The 18,904-nt window shown below is 56.5% G+C and carries 17 protein-coding genes and 1 pseudogene; 12 read left to right on the top strand and 6 right to left on the bottom strand.

Going from position 1 to position 18,904, the window contains the following annotated elements:
• The first annotated feature begins 2 nt into the window (after window positions 1-2).
• From AO240_RS07835 to AO240_RS07810, 6 genes are read left to right on the top strand one after another with little or no spacing between them, the layout of a single operon-like run.
• On the top strand, window positions 3-590 hold the full coding sequence (locus tag AO240_RS07835; RefSeq protein ID WP_371918606.1) for a hypothetical protein: 588 nt from the start codon (window positions 3-5) through the stop codon (window positions 588-590).
• A complete protein-coding gene (locus AO240_RS07830; protein WP_099235977.1) occupies window positions 587-808 on the top strand; it encodes a hypothetical protein in 222 nt (73 codons plus the stop codon). Before AO240_RS07835 ends, AO240_RS07830 begins: the two co-directional genes overlap by 4 nt.
• Window positions 805-1,347, top strand: coding sequence for a phosphohydrolase (locus tag AO240_RS07825; RefSeq protein ID WP_099235975.1), 543 nt, complete (start codon window positions 805-807; stop codon window positions 1,345-1,347). The genes AO240_RS07830 and AO240_RS07825 overlap by 4 nt, the downstream gene beginning before the upstream one ends.
• The gene (locus tag AO240_RS07820) at window positions 1,344-3,305 is read left to right on the top strand and encodes a DNA cytosine methyltransferase (RefSeq protein WP_177445795.1); all 1,962 of its coding nucleotides are present in this window, start codon (window positions 1,344-1,346) and stop codon (window positions 3,303-3,305) included. The genes AO240_RS07825 and AO240_RS07820 overlap by 4 nt, the downstream gene beginning before the upstream one ends.
• The gene (locus AO240_RS07815; RefSeq protein WP_099235973.1) at window positions 3,302-3,499 is read left to right on the top strand and encodes an excisionase; all 198 of its coding nucleotides are present in this window, start codon (window positions 3,302-3,304) and stop codon (window positions 3,497-3,499) included. The genes AO240_RS07820 and AO240_RS07815 overlap by 4 nt, the downstream gene beginning before the upstream one ends.
• The gene (locus AO240_RS07810) at window positions 3,466-4,713 is read left to right on the top strand and encodes a site-specific integrase (protein WP_099235971.1); all 1,248 of its coding nucleotides are present in this window, start codon (window positions 3,466-3,468) and stop codon (window positions 4,711-4,713) included. The genes AO240_RS07815 and AO240_RS07810 overlap by 34 nt, the downstream gene beginning before the upstream one ends.
• Window positions 4,714-4,738: 25 nt before the next feature.
• Here the strand turns inward: AO240_RS07810 and AO240_RS07805 are convergent, their stop codons facing one another.
• Genes AO240_RS07805 through AO240_RS28305 form a run of 3 tightly spaced genes read right to left on the bottom strand, consistent with a single transcriptional unit; the run spans window position 4,739 to window position 6,839 of the window.
• Window positions 4,739-5,410: a hypothetical protein gene (locus AO240_RS07805; RefSeq protein ID WP_099235969.1), complete on the bottom strand. Its 672-nt coding sequence runs from the start codon at window positions 5,408-5,410 to the stop codon at window positions 4,739-4,741.
• A 14-nt stretch (window positions 5,411-5,424) separates the two neighbouring features.
• Window positions 5,425-6,120: a hypothetical protein gene (locus AO240_RS28310; protein ID WP_143505335.1), complete on the bottom strand. Its 696-nt coding sequence runs from the start codon at window positions 6,118-6,120 to the stop codon at window positions 5,425-5,427.
• The gene (locus tag AO240_RS28305; RefSeq protein WP_143505332.1) at window positions 6,117-6,839 is read right to left on the bottom strand and encodes a hypothetical protein; all 723 of its coding nucleotides are present in this window, start codon (window positions 6,837-6,839) and stop codon (window positions 6,117-6,119) included. The genes AO240_RS28310 and AO240_RS28305 overlap by 4 nt, the downstream gene beginning before the upstream one ends.
• Before the next feature lie 350 nt (window positions 6,840-7,189).
• On the opposite strand from AO240_RS28305, the gene mutS reads away from it, so the two are divergent.
• Together mutS and fdxA are read left to right on the top strand one after the other, a co-directional pair.
• Entirely contained in the window at window positions 7,190-9,769 is a 2,580-nt protein-coding gene (gene mutS / locus AO240_RS07795) for a DNA mismatch repair protein MutS (protein WP_177445799.1), read from the top strand.
• A gap of 143 nt (window positions 9,770-9,912) precedes the next feature.
• Window positions 9,913-10,236 carry a ferredoxin FdxA gene (gene fdxA / locus AO240_RS07790; protein ID WP_058412691.1) on the top strand — a complete coding sequence of 108 codons (324 nt, stop codon included), beginning with the start codon at window positions 9,913-9,915 and terminating at the stop codon, window positions 10,234-10,236.
• A 614-nt stretch (window positions 10,237-10,850) separates the two neighbouring features.
• On the opposite strand, the gene apbC is transcribed toward fdxA, so the two are convergent.
• The gene (gene apbC / locus AO240_RS07780; RefSeq protein ID WP_099235963.1) at window positions 10,851-11,945 is read right to left on the bottom strand and encodes an iron-sulfur cluster carrier protein ApbC; all 1,095 of its coding nucleotides are present in this window, start codon (window positions 11,943-11,945) and stop codon (window positions 10,851-10,853) included.
• 172 nt (window positions 11,946-12,117) lie between these two features.
• On the opposite strand from apbC, the gene metG reads away from it, so the two are divergent.
• The 4 genes and pseudogenes from metG (at window position 12,118) to AO240_RS07760 (ending at window position 16,299) form a co-directional block, all read left to right on the top strand.
• Window positions 12,118-14,169: a methionine--tRNA ligase gene (gene metG, locus AO240_RS07775; RefSeq protein WP_058412693.1), complete on the top strand. Its 2,052-nt coding sequence runs from the start codon at window positions 12,118-12,120 to the stop codon at window positions 14,167-14,169.
• 112 nt (window positions 14,170-14,281) lie between these two features.
• Window positions 14,282-14,656 (top strand): annotated as a pseudogene (gene rsxB, locus AO240_RS29270) (electron transport complex subunit RsxB); the annotation flags it as partial.
• A gap of 714 nt (window positions 14,657-15,370) precedes the next feature.
• On the top strand, window positions 15,371-16,009 hold the full coding sequence (nth, locus tag AO240_RS07765) for an endonuclease III (protein ID WP_099235959.1): 639 nt from the start codon (window positions 15,371-15,373) through the stop codon (window positions 16,007-16,009).
• A gap of 107 nt (window positions 16,010-16,116) precedes the next feature.
• Window positions 16,117-16,299: a PA3496 family putative envelope integrity protein gene (locus AO240_RS07760; protein WP_058412695.1), complete on the top strand. Its 183-nt coding sequence runs from the start codon at window positions 16,117-16,119 to the stop codon at window positions 16,297-16,299.
• Between the two features lie 82 nt (window positions 16,300-16,381).
• On the opposite strand, the gene AO240_RS07755 is transcribed toward AO240_RS07760, so the two are convergent.
• Complete coding sequence (locus tag AO240_RS07755) at window positions 16,382-17,014, bottom strand: response regulator transcription factor (protein ID WP_058412696.1); 633 nt, start codon at window positions 17,012-17,014, stop codon at window positions 16,382-16,384.
• 633 nt (window positions 17,015-17,647) lie between these two features.
• Window positions 17,648-18,865: an argininosuccinate synthase gene (locus AO240_RS07750; RefSeq protein ID WP_017738284.1), complete on the bottom strand. Its 1,218-nt coding sequence runs from the start codon at window positions 18,863-18,865 to the stop codon at window positions 17,648-17,650.
• Window positions 18,866-18,904 lie beyond the last annotated feature (39 nt).

Here is an 18,904-nt window from a genome sequence, read left to right as displayed (position 1 = left end):
ACATGACTGCAATTCAAATCTGCGCGTTGATCAGCATCATTTTCGCAGCCGCGATCCTCTATTGGGTCGGCTATCGAGGGGGCTTGATTGATGGTCGCATCGAAGGCATCGATGAAGGCAAGGCTAATCAGCAATCTGATAGCTCGGGCGCCATCCGGGACCTGGAGCTATTGCTTGAGCAAGCCCAGACTCACCACAAGCAACTGTTAGCCCACTACAAGCGGGCACTGGATGCGTCGAAGCTGGGGGAGCCAGCTCGCCAAACTCTATTGGATATCGCCGAAAAGCTACGTATCGCAGCCGAGACATTCAGCGCGTTTCGCACTGGCAAAAAGCTCGAGCGCGACTCACTTACCCTCCGCGACCAAGCGCTCGCCATGGCAGCTTTGCTGGACCCAGCAGCACCAGAAATGGCCGCGACTGAAGTGAATAATTCGACCACTGAGGCCCAGACTCGCCGACTAGTGATCGGAGAAAGCCCGAAGATAAAAATGTGTCCGAAAGAGGCCGAAAAAGCGGCTCTTTATTTTCGATCAACCCACCAGGATGCCGTCGCCCAACAAAAAAAAGCTTGTGGCGGTGACGTATGAGCCAGGCCATTCCGATGCTGCGCCTAACGCCCCAGGCCGCCGGCACACTGCAACAGCAACATGCAAAGGCCACCAAGGATCTTCGCGCCCTGACCCGCTACAGCAAAGAGTTCGTCCGCCAGTTGAAAGCACTGATCGGCTACGAAGCTCTGCGCCAATTGCACAAGGCAACCGACAACGCCTTGCTGCTGGCCGACCTGGTGAGGGAAGCCGCATGAACTGGATCCTCACCTCCACCGGCAAACGCTTCGACTTGTTCGAGCCTGACGCCGACATGATCGACCCACGGGACATCTCGCACTCGCTCGCACACCTATGCCGCTTCAACGGCCACACCCGCGAGTTCTACAGCGTGGCCCAACACAGCTGCATCGTCGCCGAGCTGGTGCCGGAAGAACACAAGTTGGCGGCCCTGCTCCACGATGCGACCGAGGCGTACTTGGGCGATATGACCCGGCCACTCAAAAAGTGGATGCCCGACTATCGAGGATTTGAGGACGTTATCTGGATGCGCGTTTGCGAGCGCTTTGACCTAGCCGTCGAACTCCCCGCCTGCGTGCACCAGGCCGACCTGATTGCACTGGCGACGGAACGCCGCGACCTCATGCCAACCAATCCGGCTATCTGGGATTGCTTGGTTGACATCGACCCCATGGTTGAAATCATCCGCCCATGGCCCGCCGCAGAAGCCCGACTCACCTACCACCAGCGGCTGATGGACCAACTCGCTATCGAACACCGGAGGAAAGCGGCATGAAGAACCACCAGGACAACGCCAACGCCCTGCCCGCTTTGCTCCGCGCTACAGGTGGCGTCCACACGCTAGAAACAAACAGTCTCTGCTGCGCAGCAGCAGGCATTATTGCTTCTTCCAGCGCCACTGCCGAGGCACTTATACCCCACGAAAAGCTGCGCGGGGCAGCGCTCGCTGATGCAACGCTAAACGCTCAGAAACGCCCGCTCGCGCAGCCTGCCGTGGGGTATAACCACCCAATTGCATCAGCCGTCAAAACCCAGTTCGGTCTCGACTTTTCAGGCGAGATCCGCGTCGATCTCTTCGCTGGCGGCGGCGGCGCAACCATGGGCCAGGAGATGGGCACCGGCATGCCGGTCGACATCGCCATCAACCACAACCCCGACGCCATCAGCATGCACAAGCGCAACCACCCGAGCGCCGAACACTACATCACCGACGTCTACGACGTGTGTCCCCGCCTAGCAACTCGCGGCCGTCCAGTAGCGCATCTGCACGCTAGCCCTGAATGCACCCACCACAGCCTTGCTGCTGGCGGTCAGGCGCGCAGCACCACCAGCCGTTCGCAGTCATGGGTCATCCAGAAATGGGGAGGCCAGGTCAGCCCCCGCATGATCACGATGGAAAACGTCGTGCAGATCCTGCAATGGGGACCGCTGATCGCGAAGCGCTGCAGCAAGACTGGTCGAGTGGTACGCCGTGACATGACTGTCGCGGCTGCTGGCGAGCGGGTACCGGTACAAGAACAGTACCTGGTGCCCGATCCAAAACGGAAAGGACAAACCTGGCGCCGCTTCGAAAACAACCTGCGGTCTATGGGCTACGACCTGATGTACGGCAAACTAAAAGCCTGCGACTTTGGCGCCGCCACTACCCGTGAGCGCTTGTTCCTGATTGCTCGCCGTGACGACCAGCCACTGCGCTGGCCTGATCCGACGCACTTCAAGAACCCAGCCAAGGGACAGTCAGCCTACCGCACCGCCGCCAGCTGTATCGATTGGTCTATTCCATGTCCGAGCATTTTCCTCACCAAGGAAGAAGGCCGTGCTGCAGGTGTAAAACGACCACTGGTGAACAACACCATGGAGCGCCTGCGCAAAGGTGCCAAACGCTACGTCATTGAGCACAAAAAACCGTTCATTGTCAGCGTCAACCATAGCGGCAACGACATGGCGCGTTGCCAATCCGTTGACGATCCCACAAAGACCATCACCGGTGCGCATGGGTTTGCTCTTGTCACCCCGCAGCTCGCGCCCTTCATCACCGAACACGCCAATGGCAGCAGCCAGCGCAACATGCCAGGTGATGATCCTCTACGCACCATCTGCAGCGGCGTGAAGGGCGGACACTTCGCCCTTGCCGTCGCATACGTCGCCCAGCACAACGGCGGATACAACGTGACTCCTGGGCACCACCCGAAGCAACCGCTGACGGCGATCACCACTACGGGCAGCCAGCAGCAGATCGTCACTGCGCACCTGTCGACGCTTCGTAGGAACTGCGTCGGCCGAGCCATGGACGAACTGGTGCCGACTATCGCGGCCGGTACCGAGCATCACGCCCTGGTCGAGTACAAGCTCGCGCCAGAGGTCGAGGCCGGAGCCATGCGTGTAGCAGCCTTCCTTATGGGCTACTACGGCAGCGACAACACCTACGACCTGCGTGACCCAGCCGCGACCGTCACCACGCGGGACCGCTTGGCACTGGTCACCGTTACGATCAAGGGCACGCCGTATGTGATCGTCGATATCGGCATGCGCATGCTTACACCTCGCGAGCTTTACCGTGCACAGGGCTTTCCAGACAACTACGTGATCGACCGTGGACACGATGGCCGAAAATTCAGCAACAAGACACAGGTGCTGATGGTGGGCAACTCGGTTTCACCGTGGCCGATGATGGCGCTGATCAGTGCCAACAAGGACATGGATAAACGTGAGCTGATGGGAGAAGCAGCATGAGCCTACCCCGCTGGGTAATGATCAGTCGCGCCTCTGAACTCACTGGCTACAGCGAAGACGCTATCCGCCACAAGGTGAAGAACGGCACCTGGGCCCAAGGTCGTGTCTGGCGCAAAACGCCGGACGGCCGCATTGCAATCAACATGACGGAGTATGACAAGTGGGCCGAGAGCGCACCTCAGGAAGCGGCCTAGAAACCGAGCTCGCAAAGCAGAAGGGGATTGAGATACACGGCGGCAACCTGCGCGTCGTGTTCATGTGGCGGCGTATACGCTGCCGCGAATCCCTCGGCCTTCCGATCACCAAAGCCAATATCAAACACGCCGCCCTATTAAGGGCGGCAATTCTTCATGAGATCAAAACCGGCCACTTTGACTATGGCCGGCACTTTCCTAACTCAAAGCACGCTACCAACTACAGCAGCGCCAAGGACGAAAGGCTTGGGGCATTGCTGGAGCGATATAAGCCACTGAAGGCGGTGGATATCACTCCAATGACGGAAGAGAAGTACGGTTACGCCTTAGACATCTGCACGGCGCTGGTCGGTATTGATCGTCTTGCAAGCGTTTTGTTGCCTGAAGACATTCAGTTACTGAGGACACTGTTGATTGCAGACCGAGCGCCATCAACCGTCAATCACTACCTGGCAACGTTCGCCGGTTTCTTAGGCTGGTGCGAGAGCAATGGTTATTGTCGCTCGGGATTATCAGAGGCGTGTAATCGGTTCGCAATGCAAGGCCAAGAGCCAGATCCGCTAACCCGTGCCGAATTCCAGCTGCTGGTGGATAAGGGATGCCTTCACCCCCAAGACTCTGCGGCGATCACTTTAGCTGTGTATACCGGGATGCGACCAGGCGAACTATGTGCGTTGGCCGTTGAAGACATAGACCTGGAGGGTGGGCAAATCAGAATTACTCGAGCCATAACAGCGAGAGGTACATTTAAAGTACCAAAAACCGGGAAGGCACGCTCAGTACTACTAATGCCTCCAGCTATTGAAGCATGCCGAGTTCTAATGTCGCTAGTCAAAGGCCACAACCAGCAAACAATTAAGGTATTCCAGAACAGATACGAAAGCCGACAGGAAAAAGTAACCCCACTGCTTTCTCCGACTACCCAAGCACGTAAAAAAAATATCAACTTTTGGTACGTACCAACTGCATGGAATACAAAATGGTCTGCCATACAAAAAAGATCAGGAATACGCCCACGCCGACCATATCAAACACGGCACACCTTCGCTTGCTGGTGCCTAACAGCGAGAGGCAATATCGCTTTTATTTCAAAGCAACTGGGCCACAAGGACTTCTCAATGCTGGTAGAGGTCTATGCAAAATGGATGGAGGATGAATCCTCAAAAGAATTAGAGCGGATTTGGAGGGAAATAAATAATCAGTCGAACTGTTGATCATAACCAGCTCGACTTGCAGCGATTAGCTAAGCACTCCCTTATCGCGTACCCTATCGAGCAGCTGTTCACCAAATATGACGGCGTCTGAATACACAATAGGCGTCGAGTCATATAGTGCTGAACAAGCTGCAACTTCCTCAGGACGGTACCTAAAAGCACTACTCGCAATCTTCCTTAATTCTGCTACATGATCAGCAAGTTCCGGCTTTTTCGAAAGCTCAGCCAAAACCATTTCTTGCCACTCTTCATCCTCTGGGCGTTTTTGCCAAGTGCTTTCACAAATCACGGGGTACAATTGAGATGCAAAAACGCTCATAAGGAAAGTGGCACACGTAAGCCCTGACCCTGGGCTTCGATTCGAGACTGAGCCCTCCCCATCAAAAAAAGTAGAAAAGCTATCCGAACCAATGCCGTAAGGAACGTTGAAACGATTTTTTCGCCAAATCGTCTTAACAAAACTTACAATATCTTCCGCTTGCTCATCTAGAAAATTCTGACACTCATACGCCACAAACTTCCCAAATCTATCAACGTACTCAGATGTTGAGTTATTAGAAAGCCGCATATGCCAGGCAAGATGAATCAATTCTGGTTCTTGCCCATCCTTTAAAAAAAAGCCCACATGACGCTGCGCTTCACTCCCAGAAATCAAAACCGCCAGCTTCCCGCCGGAATATTCCATTACATTCAGCATCGCCCAATCCCGTATCAGTCTAGACCTTTCAACAATTTATGAGCGTTTGGATTGTCTTTAAGACTAAGCCTGACTCGACCTTCAAACAGCTTCCAAAAGGTAAGATGTTTACGAGCACGAGAGGTGGCCCTTAAAAAACTCACAGAAAGACTATGATCAACCAATTCAGAAGATGCTAAAAGCAACATATGATCAATCATTAGGACATCTCTTTCCTCAAACGCATCTTCGAGAAAGTCATACATAAAATCTAAAGCTCGCCTACGAGACTCAGATGCCTCAAAAACTCTCATCTTATAAAGATTAAGCTGAGCTCTTACATCATAAGCATCCACACCTACAGAAAAACCATCTTGTGCGTAGTAGTGAGGAAAAAACTCATACATAGCACTAGCGCGCACAGATCTCCTAACAAAACCACGTGCACAATTAACCCTTGGAAGATCTATATTTCTGATCCCAACATAATCCCCGACAAACGCAACCTCTGCATCTCTTGTTGACTTCCGAACCTTACTTATATCCGGATAGTGCTCACAGACTTTCTGTACCAAGCTAGAGCAAACCGCAGTCAAGCCACGACTATATGTATCTAACGAATATGATATTTTTTGGACGTAAGCAGAGGTTTCGGCCGATTCATGAGCGGCCGGAAAAAAAACTTTAAGAGCGCCATCTACCACAGATGAATTAATCACTGGATTAATCATAATGCACCATTGTGAGTCAGGGCAAAAACTCTATGCTCCAAGTCAGTCAACACTCCAGCCACACTTACTCGATCCGAAACCACAACTTGATCCACAGTATTAATATCAAACTCCAACCGGACAGCATGAACAATTTCGCCCTCTGATGCTAAGCCATTCTCGGTAAACTGCAAGGTTCTTACCTCCACACTTGACCACTTACTCAGCTCATTAATAGATATGCCATCAGCTGAAACCTTCTTCCTATTCACCTGCAGGAAAAAATTAGACATGTCACTCTCAAATTTAACAAACGGCAAGAAATCTTTTAATTTTCCATAACCTTCTGCGACACTATTAACGGGCAACAATAAAACCCCCGCAATGGCATAGCGTATAGCACCCACTTTACCAAAGCGCTCATACAAAGAACTAAAAACTTCTAGAACATCTGGCAACGACCCAGCATTTGGTAGTGGACCATCTTGCTGAGAAAAATTATATACAACATCAATGCGACCATGTTGCTTAGAGACAGAAAGATTGCCATTCAGCCAAGGCCCCTCTTCAGTCCGCACGCCTGTTCCGCGCTTCTCAGTAACAGACTCAGGTTCGCTCGAAGTCAAACTAGACCAATTAAGTCCCTCCCCTTCCACGTCCGAAGACATATTTAAAAAAGAGAATCTCAATACCTCTATTTGCCAAGGTAGCATTGCCATAATATTGCCCGACTCATTCATTGGGTTGTTGATACCAGTACTTCCTCTTACTGGTTCCCTAGCACATAAAGCAAAGGGCTTCCTAACCTTAGCAGGTCCTTGACAGGGCAGGGTAGTGTCATAATGACACCATTGCAAGATTGTCGCTAGGAATCATCAGATGAACCCAGCGCTAACCATGAATCCCAGCAGCACATCCGCAACAGCTCCGCTCGCTACGTACATCCGACATGTTAGGCTTCCATTCATTACGTTAATGACACCAGGAATGAACGAATACCTTCCATATTCGCCCTTAGCGGATTCTGATTTGCCCCTTTTTTGCCCCATCCACAACGAAAGAACGCCCTAAGACACTGATGAATAAAGCAATTCCAGACCTAACCTCCCACACGCCGATGATGCAGCAGTACTGGCGCCTGAAAAACCAGCACCCTGATCAGTTGATGTTCTATCGCATGGGCGATTTCTACGAGATCTTCTATGAAGATGCGAAGAAGGCTGCCAAGTTGCTGGACATCACCTTGACCGCGCGCGGGCAGTCGGCGGGGCAGTCGATTCCGATGTGTGGGATTCCTTACCATTCGTTGGAAGGCTACTTGGTCAAGCTGGTGAAGCTGGGCGAGTCGGTGGTGATTTGTGAGCAGATAGGCGACCCGGCGACGAGCAAGGGGCCGGTGGAGCGCCAGGTGGTGCGCATTATTACGCCGGGCACGGTGAGTGATGAGGCGTTGCTGGATGAGCGCCGCGATAACCTGATCGCCGCGGTGTTGGGTGATGAGCGTTTGTTTGGCCTTTCGGTGCTGGACATCACCAGTGGCAATTTCAGTGTGGTGGAGATCAAGGGCTGGGAGAGTCTGCTGGCGGAGCTGGAGCGCATCAATCCGGTGGAGTTGTTGATTCCGGATGATTGGCCGAAGGATTTGCCGGCAGAAAAACGTCGTGGGGCCAAGCGTCGCGCGCCGTGGGATTTTGAGCGTGATTCGGCGCTGAAAAGCCTGTGCCAGCAATTCTCGGTGCAGGACCTTAAAGGCTTCGGTTGCGAGACGCTGACCCTGGCCATCGGCGCTGCCGGGTGCCTGCTCAGTTATGCCAAGGAAACCCAGCGCACCGCGTTGCCGCATTTGCGCAGCCTGCGCCATGACCGCCTGGACGACACGGTGGTGCTGGATGGCGCCAGCCGGCGCAACCTGGAACTGGATACCAACCTGGCCGGCGGGCGCGACAACACCTTGCAGTCGGTGGTCGACCGTTGCCAGACCGCGATGGGCAGCCGTTTGCTGACCCGTTGGCTGAACCGTCCGCTGCGTGACTTGGCGGTGCTGCAAGCGCGGCAGTCTTCTATTACCTGTTTGCTCGACGGCTATCGCTTTGAAAAGCTGCAGCCGCAACTGAAAGAAATCGGCGATATCGAGCGGATTCTGGCGCGGATCGGCCTGCGTAACGCGCGCCCTCGTGACCTGGCGCGCCTGCGCGATGCACTCGGCGCCCTGCCGCAATTGCAAGTGGCGATGACCGAGCTGCACACGCCGCACCTGCAACAACTGGCCGTGACGGCCGGCACCTACCCGGACCTCGCGGCGCTGCTGGCGAAAGCCATCATCGACAACCCGCCGGCGATCATCCGTGACGGCGGCGTGCTTAAAACCGGTTACGACACTGAGCTGGACGAGTTGCAGTCGCTGAGCGAAAACGCCGGGCAGTTCCTGATTGACCTGGAAGCCCGCGAAAAAGCCCGCACCGGCCTGGCCAACTTGAAGGTCGGTTACAACCGTGTGCACGGCTACTTTATCGAGTTGCCGAGCAAGCAGGCCGAGCAGGCGCCGATCGACTATCAGCGGCGCCAAACCCTCAAAGGCGCCGAGCGGTTTATCACGCCGGAGCTGAAGGAATTCGAAGACAAGGCGCTGTCGGCCAAGAGCCGCGCGCTGGCCCGCGAAAAAATGCTCTATGAAGCCTTGCTTGAAGACCTGATCGGCAAGCTGGCGCCGCTTCAAGACACGGCCGCCGCCTTGGCGGAACTGGACGTATTGAGCAACCTCGCCGAGCGCGCGCTGAACCTTGACTTGAACTGCCCGCGGTTTGTCAGCGAGCCGTGCATGCGCATCGTGCAGGGGCGCCATCCGGTGGTGGAGCAGGTGTTGACCACGCCGTTCGTCGCCAACGACCTGTCGCTGGATGATGACACCCGCATGCTGGTGATCACCGGTCCGAACATGGGCGGTAAATCCACCTACATGCGCCAGACCGCGTTGATCGTGTTGCTGGCGCACATCGGCAGCTTTGTGCCGGCGGCCAGTTGCGAGTTGTCGTTGGTCGACCGTATTTTCACGCGGATCGGCTCCAGCGATGACCTGGCCGGTGGCCGTTCGACCTTTATGGTGGAAATGAGCGAAACCGCCAACATCCTGCACAACGCCACCGAGCGCAGTTTGGTGCTGATGGACGAAGTGGGTCGCGGCACCAGCACCTTCGACGGCCTGTCTTTGGCGTGGGCGGCGGCCGAACGCTTGGCGCACTTGCGCGCCTATACACTGTTCGCCACGCACTATTTTGAACTGACGGTATTGCCCGAAAGCGAGCCGCTGGTGGCTAACGTGCATCTTAATGCCACCGAACACAACGAGCGCATCGTATTCCTGCACCACGTGCTGCCGGGGCCGGCGAGCCAGAGTTATGGCCTGGCCGTGGCGCAGTTGGCCGGCGTGCCAAACGATGTGATCACCCGCGCCCGCGAGCACCTGAGCCGCCTGGAAACCACGGCGCTGCCCCACGAAACCGTGGTCGCCAGCCCAGCCAAAGGCAAAAACAAACCCAGCGCGCCACACCAGAGTGATATGTTCGCCAGCTTGCCGCATCCGGTGCTTGATGAGTTGGCAAAACTTGACCTGGACGACATGACCCCGCGTAAAGCATTGGAAATGCTCTATGCACTGAAGACACGGGTCTAACGCAGACGCTTGCAAGCTGATAGAATCTCGCGCGGTTTGGGATGCTGCGGGCTTTTAGCCTGGTCCGCAGACTATCGCTCTCAAACCTCGCGAGCCCCGCCGATAAGGGGTTTCGCTGCCGCCGCCTGAGGAGAAAATTAGAAATGACCTTCGTCGTCACCGACAACTGCATCAAGTGCAAGTACACCGACTGCGTAGAAGTGTGTCCGGTGGACTGCTTCTACGAAGGCCCGAATTTCCTGGTTATCCACCCGGATGAGTGCATCGACTGCGCCCTGTGTGAGCCAGAATGCCCGGCCGTCGCTATTTTCTCCGAGGACGAAGTCCCGGCAGAGATGCAGGAATTTATTCAGCTGAACGTCGAGTTGGCGGAAATCTGGCCGAATATCACGGAGAAGAAAGATTCGCTGCCGGATGCGGCCGAATTTGATGGCGTGAAAGGCAAGATCAAAGACCTCATACGCTAACAGCGTCGACGCCCTCGAAAAGGCCCCTTGCGGGCCTTTTTGCGTTTGTGCGTGGCGGGTTTCACTTTTCTACAGGCGAAAAAAAGGGGCGGTATGACCCGCCCACATTTTCTCCATAGTCCCTTTGATCCTTTTCATCATCCTGATGAATCGCATCCCGCGATGTTCCCTCGAACCATCGTTCCTTGATGGCCGTGTCAATCCGTGGACACAGGGCTGATATTAGAGAGTTCCAAAGGAAGTTCAACGGGATCCAAACCTCTGGCTGACACGCTTGGCCGGTGAGCGACACATAAATAATTGTTATATTTCAAATAGATAGAAAAATCTCTCGACGTTTTGAGTCGCACACACCCGGTAAAAAAACCGAACACTTACGCAGAAGTAAGTGAATGCTTACGCGCACAACTGCGTAAAAGCAGCATCGGCACCCATTGAGCATTTTTCAGGCAATAAAAACCCCCCTTATCGGGGGGCAATATTATCTGTGGCGAGCGGGCTTGCTCGCGTTGGAGTGCGCAGCAGTCCTGTTCTTTACCGCTAAGAGCGGCGCCGCTACGCGGCCCAACGCGAGCAAGCCCGCTCGCCACAGGGCCGCTCGCCACAGGGATGGATCAGTCGTCGCTGACTGTGATCGTCGGCATCGCAGGCGCAGCCGCTTCTTGCAGGACGATTCGCGCGCCCACATGGCGCGCCAGTTCCTGGTAGATCATCGCGATCGGCCCACTGGGCTCGGCCGCCACGGTGGGCTTGCCGCCATCGGCCTGCTCACGTATCTCCATCGCCAATGGCAACGAGGCGAGCAATTCGACGCCGTACTGGGTCGCCAGCTTCTCGCCACCGCCCTCGCCAAACAGATGCTCGGCGTGGCCGCAATTGGAGCAGATGTGCACCGCCATGTTTTCCACGACGCCCAACACCGGGATGTTGACCTTGCGGAACATCTCTACGCCTTTTTTCGCGTCAAGCAACGCCAGGTCCTGCGGCGTGGTGACGATGACGGAGCCGGCCACCGGGACTTTCTGCGCCAGCGTCAGTTGGATGTCACCGGTGCCGGGCGGCATGTCGATCACCAAGTAGTCGAGGTCGCCCCAGGCGGTTTGGGTAACCAGTTGCAGCAACGCGCCGGAGACCATCGGCCCGCGCCAGACCATCGGTGTGTTGTCATCGGTGAGGAAGGCCATGGACATGACTTCGACACCCATCGACTCAATCGGCACGAACCACTTCTGGTCCTTGACCTTGGGCCGCGTGCCTTCGGCGATGCCGAACATCACGCCCTGGCTGGGGCCGTAAATGTCGGCGTCGAGAATACCCACGCGCGCACCTTCACGGGCCAGCGCCAGCGCCAGGTTGGCGGCGGTGGTGGATTTGCCCACGCCGCCCTTGCCGGACGCCACGGCGACCACGTTCTTGACGTTGGCCAAGCCCGGGATTTGCGCCTGGGCCTTGTGCGCGGCGATCACGCACTGAATGTCGACCTTGGCCGAACGCACACCGTCCAAGCCTTCAATGGCCATTTGCAGCATCTGCGCCCAACCGCTCTTGAACAGGCCGGCGGCATAGCCCAGTTGCAACTGGACCGAGACCTGATCCCCGTGAATCTCGATGGCGCGCACGCAACCGGCAGTGACCGGGTCCTGGTTCAAATAGGGGTCGGTGTATTGGCGAAGAACGGCTTCCACCGCTGCGCGAGTGACGGCGCTCATGGGCTACTCCCGAAAAAAGACTGACTGAAACAGGCGGCTATCCTAACCGTTCCAGGCGCCCAGCGGCATGCTTTCGACGGCGCGCACGCTGCTGAAACAACGCCACGGGGTGAAATATATTTGCTGGCGCTTTATAGTGGCCGACCTCCGTTTCATCAAGTAGCCGAGCCCCATGTCCGAGCCACGCAAGATCCTCGTCACCAGCGCCCTGCCCTATGCCAATGGTTCTATCCATCTTGGCCATATGCTTGAGTACATCCAGACCGATATGTGGGTGCGCTTCCAGAAGCATCGCGGCAACCAATGCATTTATGTCTGCGCGGACGACGCCCACGGTTCGGCCATCATGTTGCGCGCCGAAAAGGAAGGCATCACCCCGGAACAACTGATCGCCAATGTGCAGGCTGAACACAGCGCCGACTTTGCCGAGTTCCTGGTCGATTTCGACAATTTCCACTCGACTCATTCCGAAGAAAACCGCGAGCTGTCGAGCCAGATCTACAAGCGCCTGCGCGACGCCGGGCACATTGATACGCGCTCGATTACGCAGTATTTCGACCCGGAAAAGAAAATGTTCCTGGCCGACCGCTTCATCAAGGGCACCTGCCCTAAATGCGGCACCGAAGACCAGTACGGCGATAACTGCGAGAAGTGCGGTGCGACTTACGCGCCCACCGACCTGAAAGACCCGAAGTCGGCCATCTCCGGCGCCACGCCGGTGCTTAAAGACTCGCAGCACTTCTTCTTCAAGCTCCCGGATTTTCAGCAGATGCTGCAAACCTGGACCCGCAGCGGCACGCTGCAGGACGCCGTGGCCAACAAGATCGCCGAATGGCTCGACGCCGGCCTGCAGCAGTGGGACATCTCCCGCGATGCGCCGTACTTCGGTTTCGAGATCCCCGACCAGCCGGGCAAGTATTTCTATGTGTGGCTGGACGCGCCGATTGGCTACATGGCCAGCTTCAAGAACCTGTGTGACCGCACGCCGTCGCTGGATTTCGACGCGTACTGGGCCAAGGATTCAACCGCCGAGCTGTACCACTTCATCGGCAAAGACATCGTTAACTTCCACGCGCTGTTCTGGCCCGCGATGCTTGAAGGTTCGGGCTACCGCAAGCCGACCGGCATCGCCGTGCACGGCTACCTGACGGTCAATGGCCAGAAGATGTCCAAGTCGCGCGGCACCTTTATCAAGGCGCGCACCTACCTGGACCACCTGTCGCCGGAATACCTGCGCTACTACTACGCCTCCAAGCTGGGCCGTGGCGTCGATGACCTCGACCTGAACCTGGAAGACTTCGTACAGAAGGTCAACTCGGACCTGGTCGGTAAAGTGGTCAACATCGCCAGCCGCTGCGCCGGTTTTATCCACAAGGGCAATGCCGGTGTATTGGTGGCCGAGAACGCCGCGCCGGAACTGACCGACGCGTTCCTGGCGGCCGCGCCAAGCATTGCCGACGCGTATGAAGCGCGCGATTTTGCCCGTGCGATGCGCGAGATCATGGGCCTGGCCGACCGCGCCAACGCCTGGATCGCCGACAAGGCGCCGTGGTCGCTGAACAAGCAGGAAGGCAAGCAGGCTGAAGTGCAGGCGATCTGCGCCACGGGCATCAACCTGTTCCGCCAACTGGTGATCTTCCTCAAGCCGGTATTGCCGTTGCTGGCCGCCGATGCCGAGGCGTTCCTCAACGTCGCGCCGCTGACCTGGAATGACCACGCCAGCTTGCTCGGCAACCATCAACTGAACGCGTTCAAGCCGCTGATGACGCGTATCGACCCGGTCAACGTGCAGGCGATGACCGACGCTTCGAAAGAAGACCTGATCGCCAGCCAGACCGACACCGGCGAGCCCGCGCCTGCCGGCAACGGCGAACTGGCCAAGGACCCGCTGTCCCCCGAGATCGACTTCGACGCCTTTGCTGCCGTGGACCTGCGCGTTGCGCTGATCATCAAGGCCGAAGCCGTGGAAGGCGCCGACAAACTGCTGCGCCTGACGCTGGACATCGGCGACGAGCAACGCAACGTGTTTTCCGGGATCAAGAGTGCTTATCCGGACCCGTCCAAGCTCGATGGTCGCCTGACCATGATGATCGCCAACCTCAAGCCACGGAAAATGAAGTTCGGCATTTCCGAAGGCATGGTGATGGCGGCCGGCCCCGGCGGTGAGGAAATCTACCTGCTGAGCCCGGACAGCGGCGCCAAGCCAGGGCAACGTATCAAGTAAGGCTCAAGGCCCGCGGTAAGCGGGCCTGTTTTATGAAGCGCGCGTGATTTATCGCGAGCGGCTCACCTGTACAAGCGTTATGTATTCAACCGGCATGCCCATGAACCTGATTCAACGTATCGACGCGCTGCTGCCGCAGACCCAATGCGGCAAATGCGGGCACCCAGGCTGCAAGCCTTACGCCGAAGGCATCGCCGCCGGTGAGGCGATCAACAAGTGCCCGCCGGGTGGGCAGGAAACCATCGAGGGCCTTGCGCAATTGCTGCGTGTGCCGGTGTTGGAACTCGATACCCGCCGTGGCGAAGCCCCAGCCGTTGTCGCCTATATACGTGAGGCCGAATGCATCGGCTGCACCAAATGCATCCAGGCCTGCCCGGTGGATGCGATCGTCGGCGCCGCCAAGTTGATGCACACCGTGATCGTTGATGAGTGCACCGGCTGCGACCTGTGCGTTGCGCCCTGCCCTGTCGATTGCATTGAGATGCGCCCGGCGGCCAGCGTGCTGCCGATTGTCGGCGGCATGGCGGCCAACGACCATGAACGCCATGAACGTGGCCTCAAACGTGACCGGGCGCGGCGACGCTACGAACAACGCAACGCGCGCTTGCAACGCGAAGAAGCCCACACACTCGCCGAGCGCCTCGCGCGGGCCAAGCGTTCGGCGCCGGTTGCGCCGGTGCAGGCCAACACAGCGCAGGCGGCCAGGGATGCTGCGGTCAAAAAAGCCAAAATCAGCGTGGCGATGAGCCGTGCCCAGTTACACAAATCGTTGAAGGCGTTTGGTCACCCGCCGACCTTTGAGCAACAGTCGCAATTGAGTGTGCTGCAGCAGCAATTCGAAGCGGCTGAGCAGGCACTGAATGCACTGGAAGTGAACAGCCCGCCACCGGCGTCGACGACGACGACCAAAGGCCCCGATCTCAAGCGCGCGAAAATCCAGCTGGCGTATGCCCGGGCGAATGTCGGCAAGTTGCAACGCCAGCCGGGCGTCAGCGCGGATGAACTGCAGGCCGCACAACGCACGCTGGAAGACGCGCAGCGTCAGGTCGACGCTCACCTCAGTGCATGAGCCGCACCAGGCAATGCAGGCTGCCGGGTAGCGTGGTGATGGTTTATCCTGCCGGGTTATTGCTGGCAGGCTCCCCTGCCTGTGCACACTTTTCACAATCACGTTGACTGTCTGCAAGGAACTACCTGCCCGATGAACGCCGCAAAACGCCTGGAAATCTTCCGCAGGCTTCACGAAGACAATCCGGAACCTAAAACCGAACTGGCCTATTCCTCGCCGTTCGAGTTGCTGATTGCGGTGATTCTGTCGGCGCAATCCACGGACGTTGGCGTGAACAAGGCCACCGCAAAACTGTACCCGGTAGCCAATACACCGGAGGCGATTCATGCCTTGGGCGTAGACGGGTTGTCCGAATACATCAAGACCATCGGGCTGTACAACAGCAAGGCCAAAAATGTTATCGAAACCTGCCGCCTGCTCGTAGAGCTGCATGGCAGCGAAGTGCCACAGACCCGCGAAGCCCTCGAAGCCCTCCCCGGCGTGGGCCGCAAAACCGCGAACGTGGTGCTCAATACCGCGTTCCGGCAACTGACCATGGCGGTCGACACGCATATTTTTCGCGTCAGCAACCGCACCGGCATCGCGCGCGGCAAGAACGTGGTTGAGGTGGAAAAACAACTGATGAAGTTCGTGCCCAAGGCGTATCTGCTTGATTCCCACCACTGGCTGATCTTGCACGGGCGCTACGTTTGCCAGGCCCGCAAACCGCGCTGTGGGAGCTGCCGTATCGAAGACCTGTGCGAATACAAGGACAAGACCTCAGACGATTGAGGCTTCATTGCTTTTCCCGATCAGTCGATTGAAAAAATCTTTTTTACCCCGCCATGGATTATCGTTATAAGGGGCGCCAACGGCATTCTTAGCCTGGAGTTAACCTTATGAGCACTGGCAAAGAACAACTGGATCTGGAAGACGACCTCGTTGCAGAGTCGGAAGACGATGGGGAAGCACCTGTTGCTGAGGTGGCCAAGACCAATCTGAGCAAACGTCGCACGATCGACAACCTCCTGGAAGAGCGCCGCTTGCAAAAACAACTGGCCGATTACGACTTCGATCTCTAATCGACCCGCTGGCGACCGGAAGCCTCCCTGACGGAGGCTTTTTTCTGCCGGTTACGCTTGGCCTCAGTGGCAATCGCCTCCGCTATACAAGGCCGTTGCGTTGCGCCAGCTCGATCAGGTCGACGAGGGAACGCGCATTCAGCTTGAGCAGCAGGCGTGTCTTGTAGGTACTGACAGTCTTGTTGCTCAGGAACATGCCGTCGGCGATCTCCTTGTTGGTTCTGCCACGCGCCAATTGCTGCAGCACCATCATTTCTCGACCCGACAAGCGTTCGACCATATCCGCTTCACTGGCGTTGCCCATGGTGGAGCGCACCGAATTGAGCGCCTGGTTGGGGAAATAGCTGTAGCCGGAGAGTACTGCCTTGATGGCGCTCAATAACTCGGTCAGGTCCTGCTGCTTGCACACGTAGCCGGCCGCCCCCGCCTGCATGCAACGCATGGAAAAATGGCCGGGCGCCTGCGACGTCAGCACCAGCACCTTAAAGGGCGCAGCCTGCTTGGTAGACGCCAGGCGACAAATCACTTCCAGCCCATCGAGTTTGGGGATCCCGATATCCAGTATGACAATGTCAGGCACATGCTCGCGCGCCAGTTGTAACGCATCGACGCCGTTATCAGTCTCGGCAACGACTTCATAACCATGACGTTCCATTAGCATGCGTACAGCAAGACGAATGACGGGATGATCATCCACGATCAGCACTTTATTCATGAGAAAGTCCAATTTCGCTGTTCGAATTATTTAGAGCAAGCACAATAGCCTAGTCGTTTCCTAGTTGGCATAGTGCTCACCCCCAAGCAACAGCAAGCAGAGACCCAACCCACAATGCTTTAGGAATTGACCTACAAAAAAACACCCAGTTGGATACATCCAGCTTTAGGGGGACTTTCAGAACTTTCCGAAGCCATACATATTTTGAATGAAATATACGCCGCGCAAGCCCCGTAACGTCCGCGCGCCGCCCCTGTCTTTCAGAAAATGTCCATTGCTTGTCACCACCGGGCGAATGAAGAGGTGAAAAAATTCCGATGCTATTAGTTCCATTCAACATATTTTCTAATCTCCCTAATTCCTACAGAACTTTCCGCGTCTTACATAATTTTCGCCCTCATATAGTGAATCTTCTGTAAGACATAGTTCCTAGGCAGGTGTTAAAAATTCATTCAGGCGTAAAAAAACAACCATCAAGAAAAATCAGCCCGCTTATGTTTATATCGGACAAGCGATAAACATTTACACAGCACTTTTAAACATTGCAGTTCATTCAACTGCCTGGCGCCTTGATAGACAGGCAAAAAAAATGGCCCCTTGGGCAAGGGGCCATTTTTACAACGCGGGTATGACTCAGAACAACTTGCGACCCTTGTTGGCCGCAATGCGCATACGCAGTGCGTTCAACTTGATGAAGCCTGCTGCGTCCGCCTGGTTGTAAGCGCCGCCATCTTCTTCAAAAGTGGCGATATTGGCGTCGAACAGCGACTCATCAGACTTGCGACCGGTGACGATCACATTGCCCTTGTACAGCTTCAGGCGCACAACGCCGTTCACGTGGGCCTGGGAAGCGTCGATCATCTGTTGCAGCATCAGACGCTCAGGGCTCCACCAGTAGCCGGTGTAGATCAGGCTGGCGTATTTGGGCATCAACTCGTCTTTGAGGTGCGCCACTTCGCGGTCCAGGGTGATCGACTCGATGGCGCGGTGGGCGCGCAGCATGATGGTGCCGCCCGGGGTTTCGTAGCAGCCACGGGACTTCATGCCCACGTAACGGTTCTCAACGATGTCGAGACGGCCGATACCGTGTTCGCCACCGATACGGTTCAGGGTCGCCAGCACGGTGGCCGGGGTCATTTCGACGCCGTCCAGCGCGACGATGTCGCCGTTGCGGTAGGTCAGTTCCAGGTACTGAGGCTTGTCTGGAGCGTTCTCCGGGGAGACGGTCCATTTCCACATGTCTTCTTCGTGCTCGGTCCAGGTGTCTTCCAGCACGCCGCCTTCATAGGAGATGTGCAGCAAGTTGGCGTCCATCGAATACGGGGACTTCTTCTTGCCGTGACGCTCGATCGGGATGGCGTGCTTTTCAGCGTAATCCATCAGCTTTTCACGCGACAGCAGGTCCCATTCACGCCAAGGCGCAATCACCTTCACGCCAGGCTTGAGCGCGTAGGCGCCCAATTCGAAACGCACCTGGTCGTTGCCCTTGCCGGTAGCACCATGGGAAATGGCGTCGGCGCCGGTTTCGTTGGCGATTTCGATCAGGCGCTTGGCGATCAGCGGACGTGCGATGGAGGTACCCAGCAGGTACTCGCCTTCGTAGACGGTGTTGGCGCGAAACATCGGGAAGACGAAATCGCGGACGAATTCTTCGCGCAGGTCGTCAATGTAGATCTCTTTCACGCCCATGGCTTGCGCCTTGGCACGTGCAGGTTCGACCTCTTCGCCCTGACCCAGGTCAGCGGTGAAGGTCACCACTTCACAGTTATAAGTATCCTGCAGCCACTTGAGGATCACCGAAGTGTCCAGGCCGCCGGAATACGCGAGAACGACCTTGTTTACGTCGGCCATGCCATCACTCCACGGGGTTGTACGGAAAGGCGACGATTC

The organism is Pseudomonas sp. ICMP 460, assembly GCF_002723595.1.
Taxonomy (GTDB): domain Bacteria; phylum Pseudomonadota; class Gammaproteobacteria; order Pseudomonadales; family Pseudomonadaceae; genus Aquipseudomonas; species Aquipseudomonas kitaguniensis.
Note: the sequence above shows the minus strand (reverse complement) of the source record. Positions and strands in the feature narration are given on the sequence as shown.

Coding starts and splice junctions, on each gene's coding strand:
- AO240_RS07750 (WP_017738284.1), bottom strand. CDS start 18,865: ATGGCCGACGTAAACAAGGTCGTTCTCGCGTATTCCGGCGGCCTGGAC.
- apbC (WP_099235963.1), bottom strand. CDS start 11,945: ATGAGCGCCGTCACTCGCGCAGCGGTGGAAGCCGTTCTTCGCCAATAC.
- AO240_RS28310 (WP_143505335.1), bottom strand. CDS start 6,120: ATGATTAATCCAGTGATTAATTCATCTGTGGTAGATGGCGCTCTTAAA.
- fdxA (WP_058412691.1), top strand. CDS start 9,913: ATGACCTTCGTCGTCACCGACAACTGCATCAAGTGCAAGTACACCGAC.
- AO240_RS07835 (WP_371918606.1), top strand. CDS start 3: ATGACTGCAATTCAAATCTGCGCGTTGATCAGCATCATTTTCGCAGCC.
- AO240_RS07820 (WP_177445795.1), top strand. CDS start 1,344: ATGAAGAACCACCAGGACAACGCCAACGCCCTGCCCGCTTTGCTCCGC.
- AO240_RS07815 (WP_099235973.1), top strand. CDS start 3,302: ATGAGCCTACCCCGCTGGGTAATGATCAGTCGCGCCTCTGAACTCACT.
- metG (WP_058412693.1), top strand. CDS start 12,118: ATGTCCGAGCCACGCAAGATCCTCGTCACCAGCGCCCTGCCCTATGCC.
- AO240_RS07805 (WP_099235969.1), bottom strand. CDS start 5,410: ATGCTGAATGTAATGGAATATTCCGGCGGGAAGCTGGCGGTTTTGATT.
- AO240_RS28305 (WP_143505332.1), bottom strand. CDS start 6,839: ATGAATGAGTCGGGCAATATTATGGCAATGCTACCTTGGCAAATAGAG.
- AO240_RS07825 (WP_099235975.1), top strand. CDS start 805: ATGAACTGGATCCTCACCTCCACCGGCAAACGCTTCGACTTGTTCGAG.
- AO240_RS07755 (WP_058412696.1), bottom strand. CDS start 17,014: ATGAATAAAGTGCTGATCGTGGATGATCATCCCGTCATTCGTCTTGCT.
- AO240_RS07760 (WP_058412695.1), top strand. CDS start 16,117: ATGAGCACTGGCAAAGAACAACTGGATCTGGAAGACGACCTCGTTGCA.
- AO240_RS07830 (WP_099235977.1), top strand. CDS start 587: ATGAGCCAGGCCATTCCGATGCTGCGCCTAACGCCCCAGGCCGCCGGC.
- nth (WP_099235959.1), top strand. CDS start 15,371: ATGAACGCCGCAAAACGCCTGGAAATCTTCCGCAGGCTTCACGAAGAC.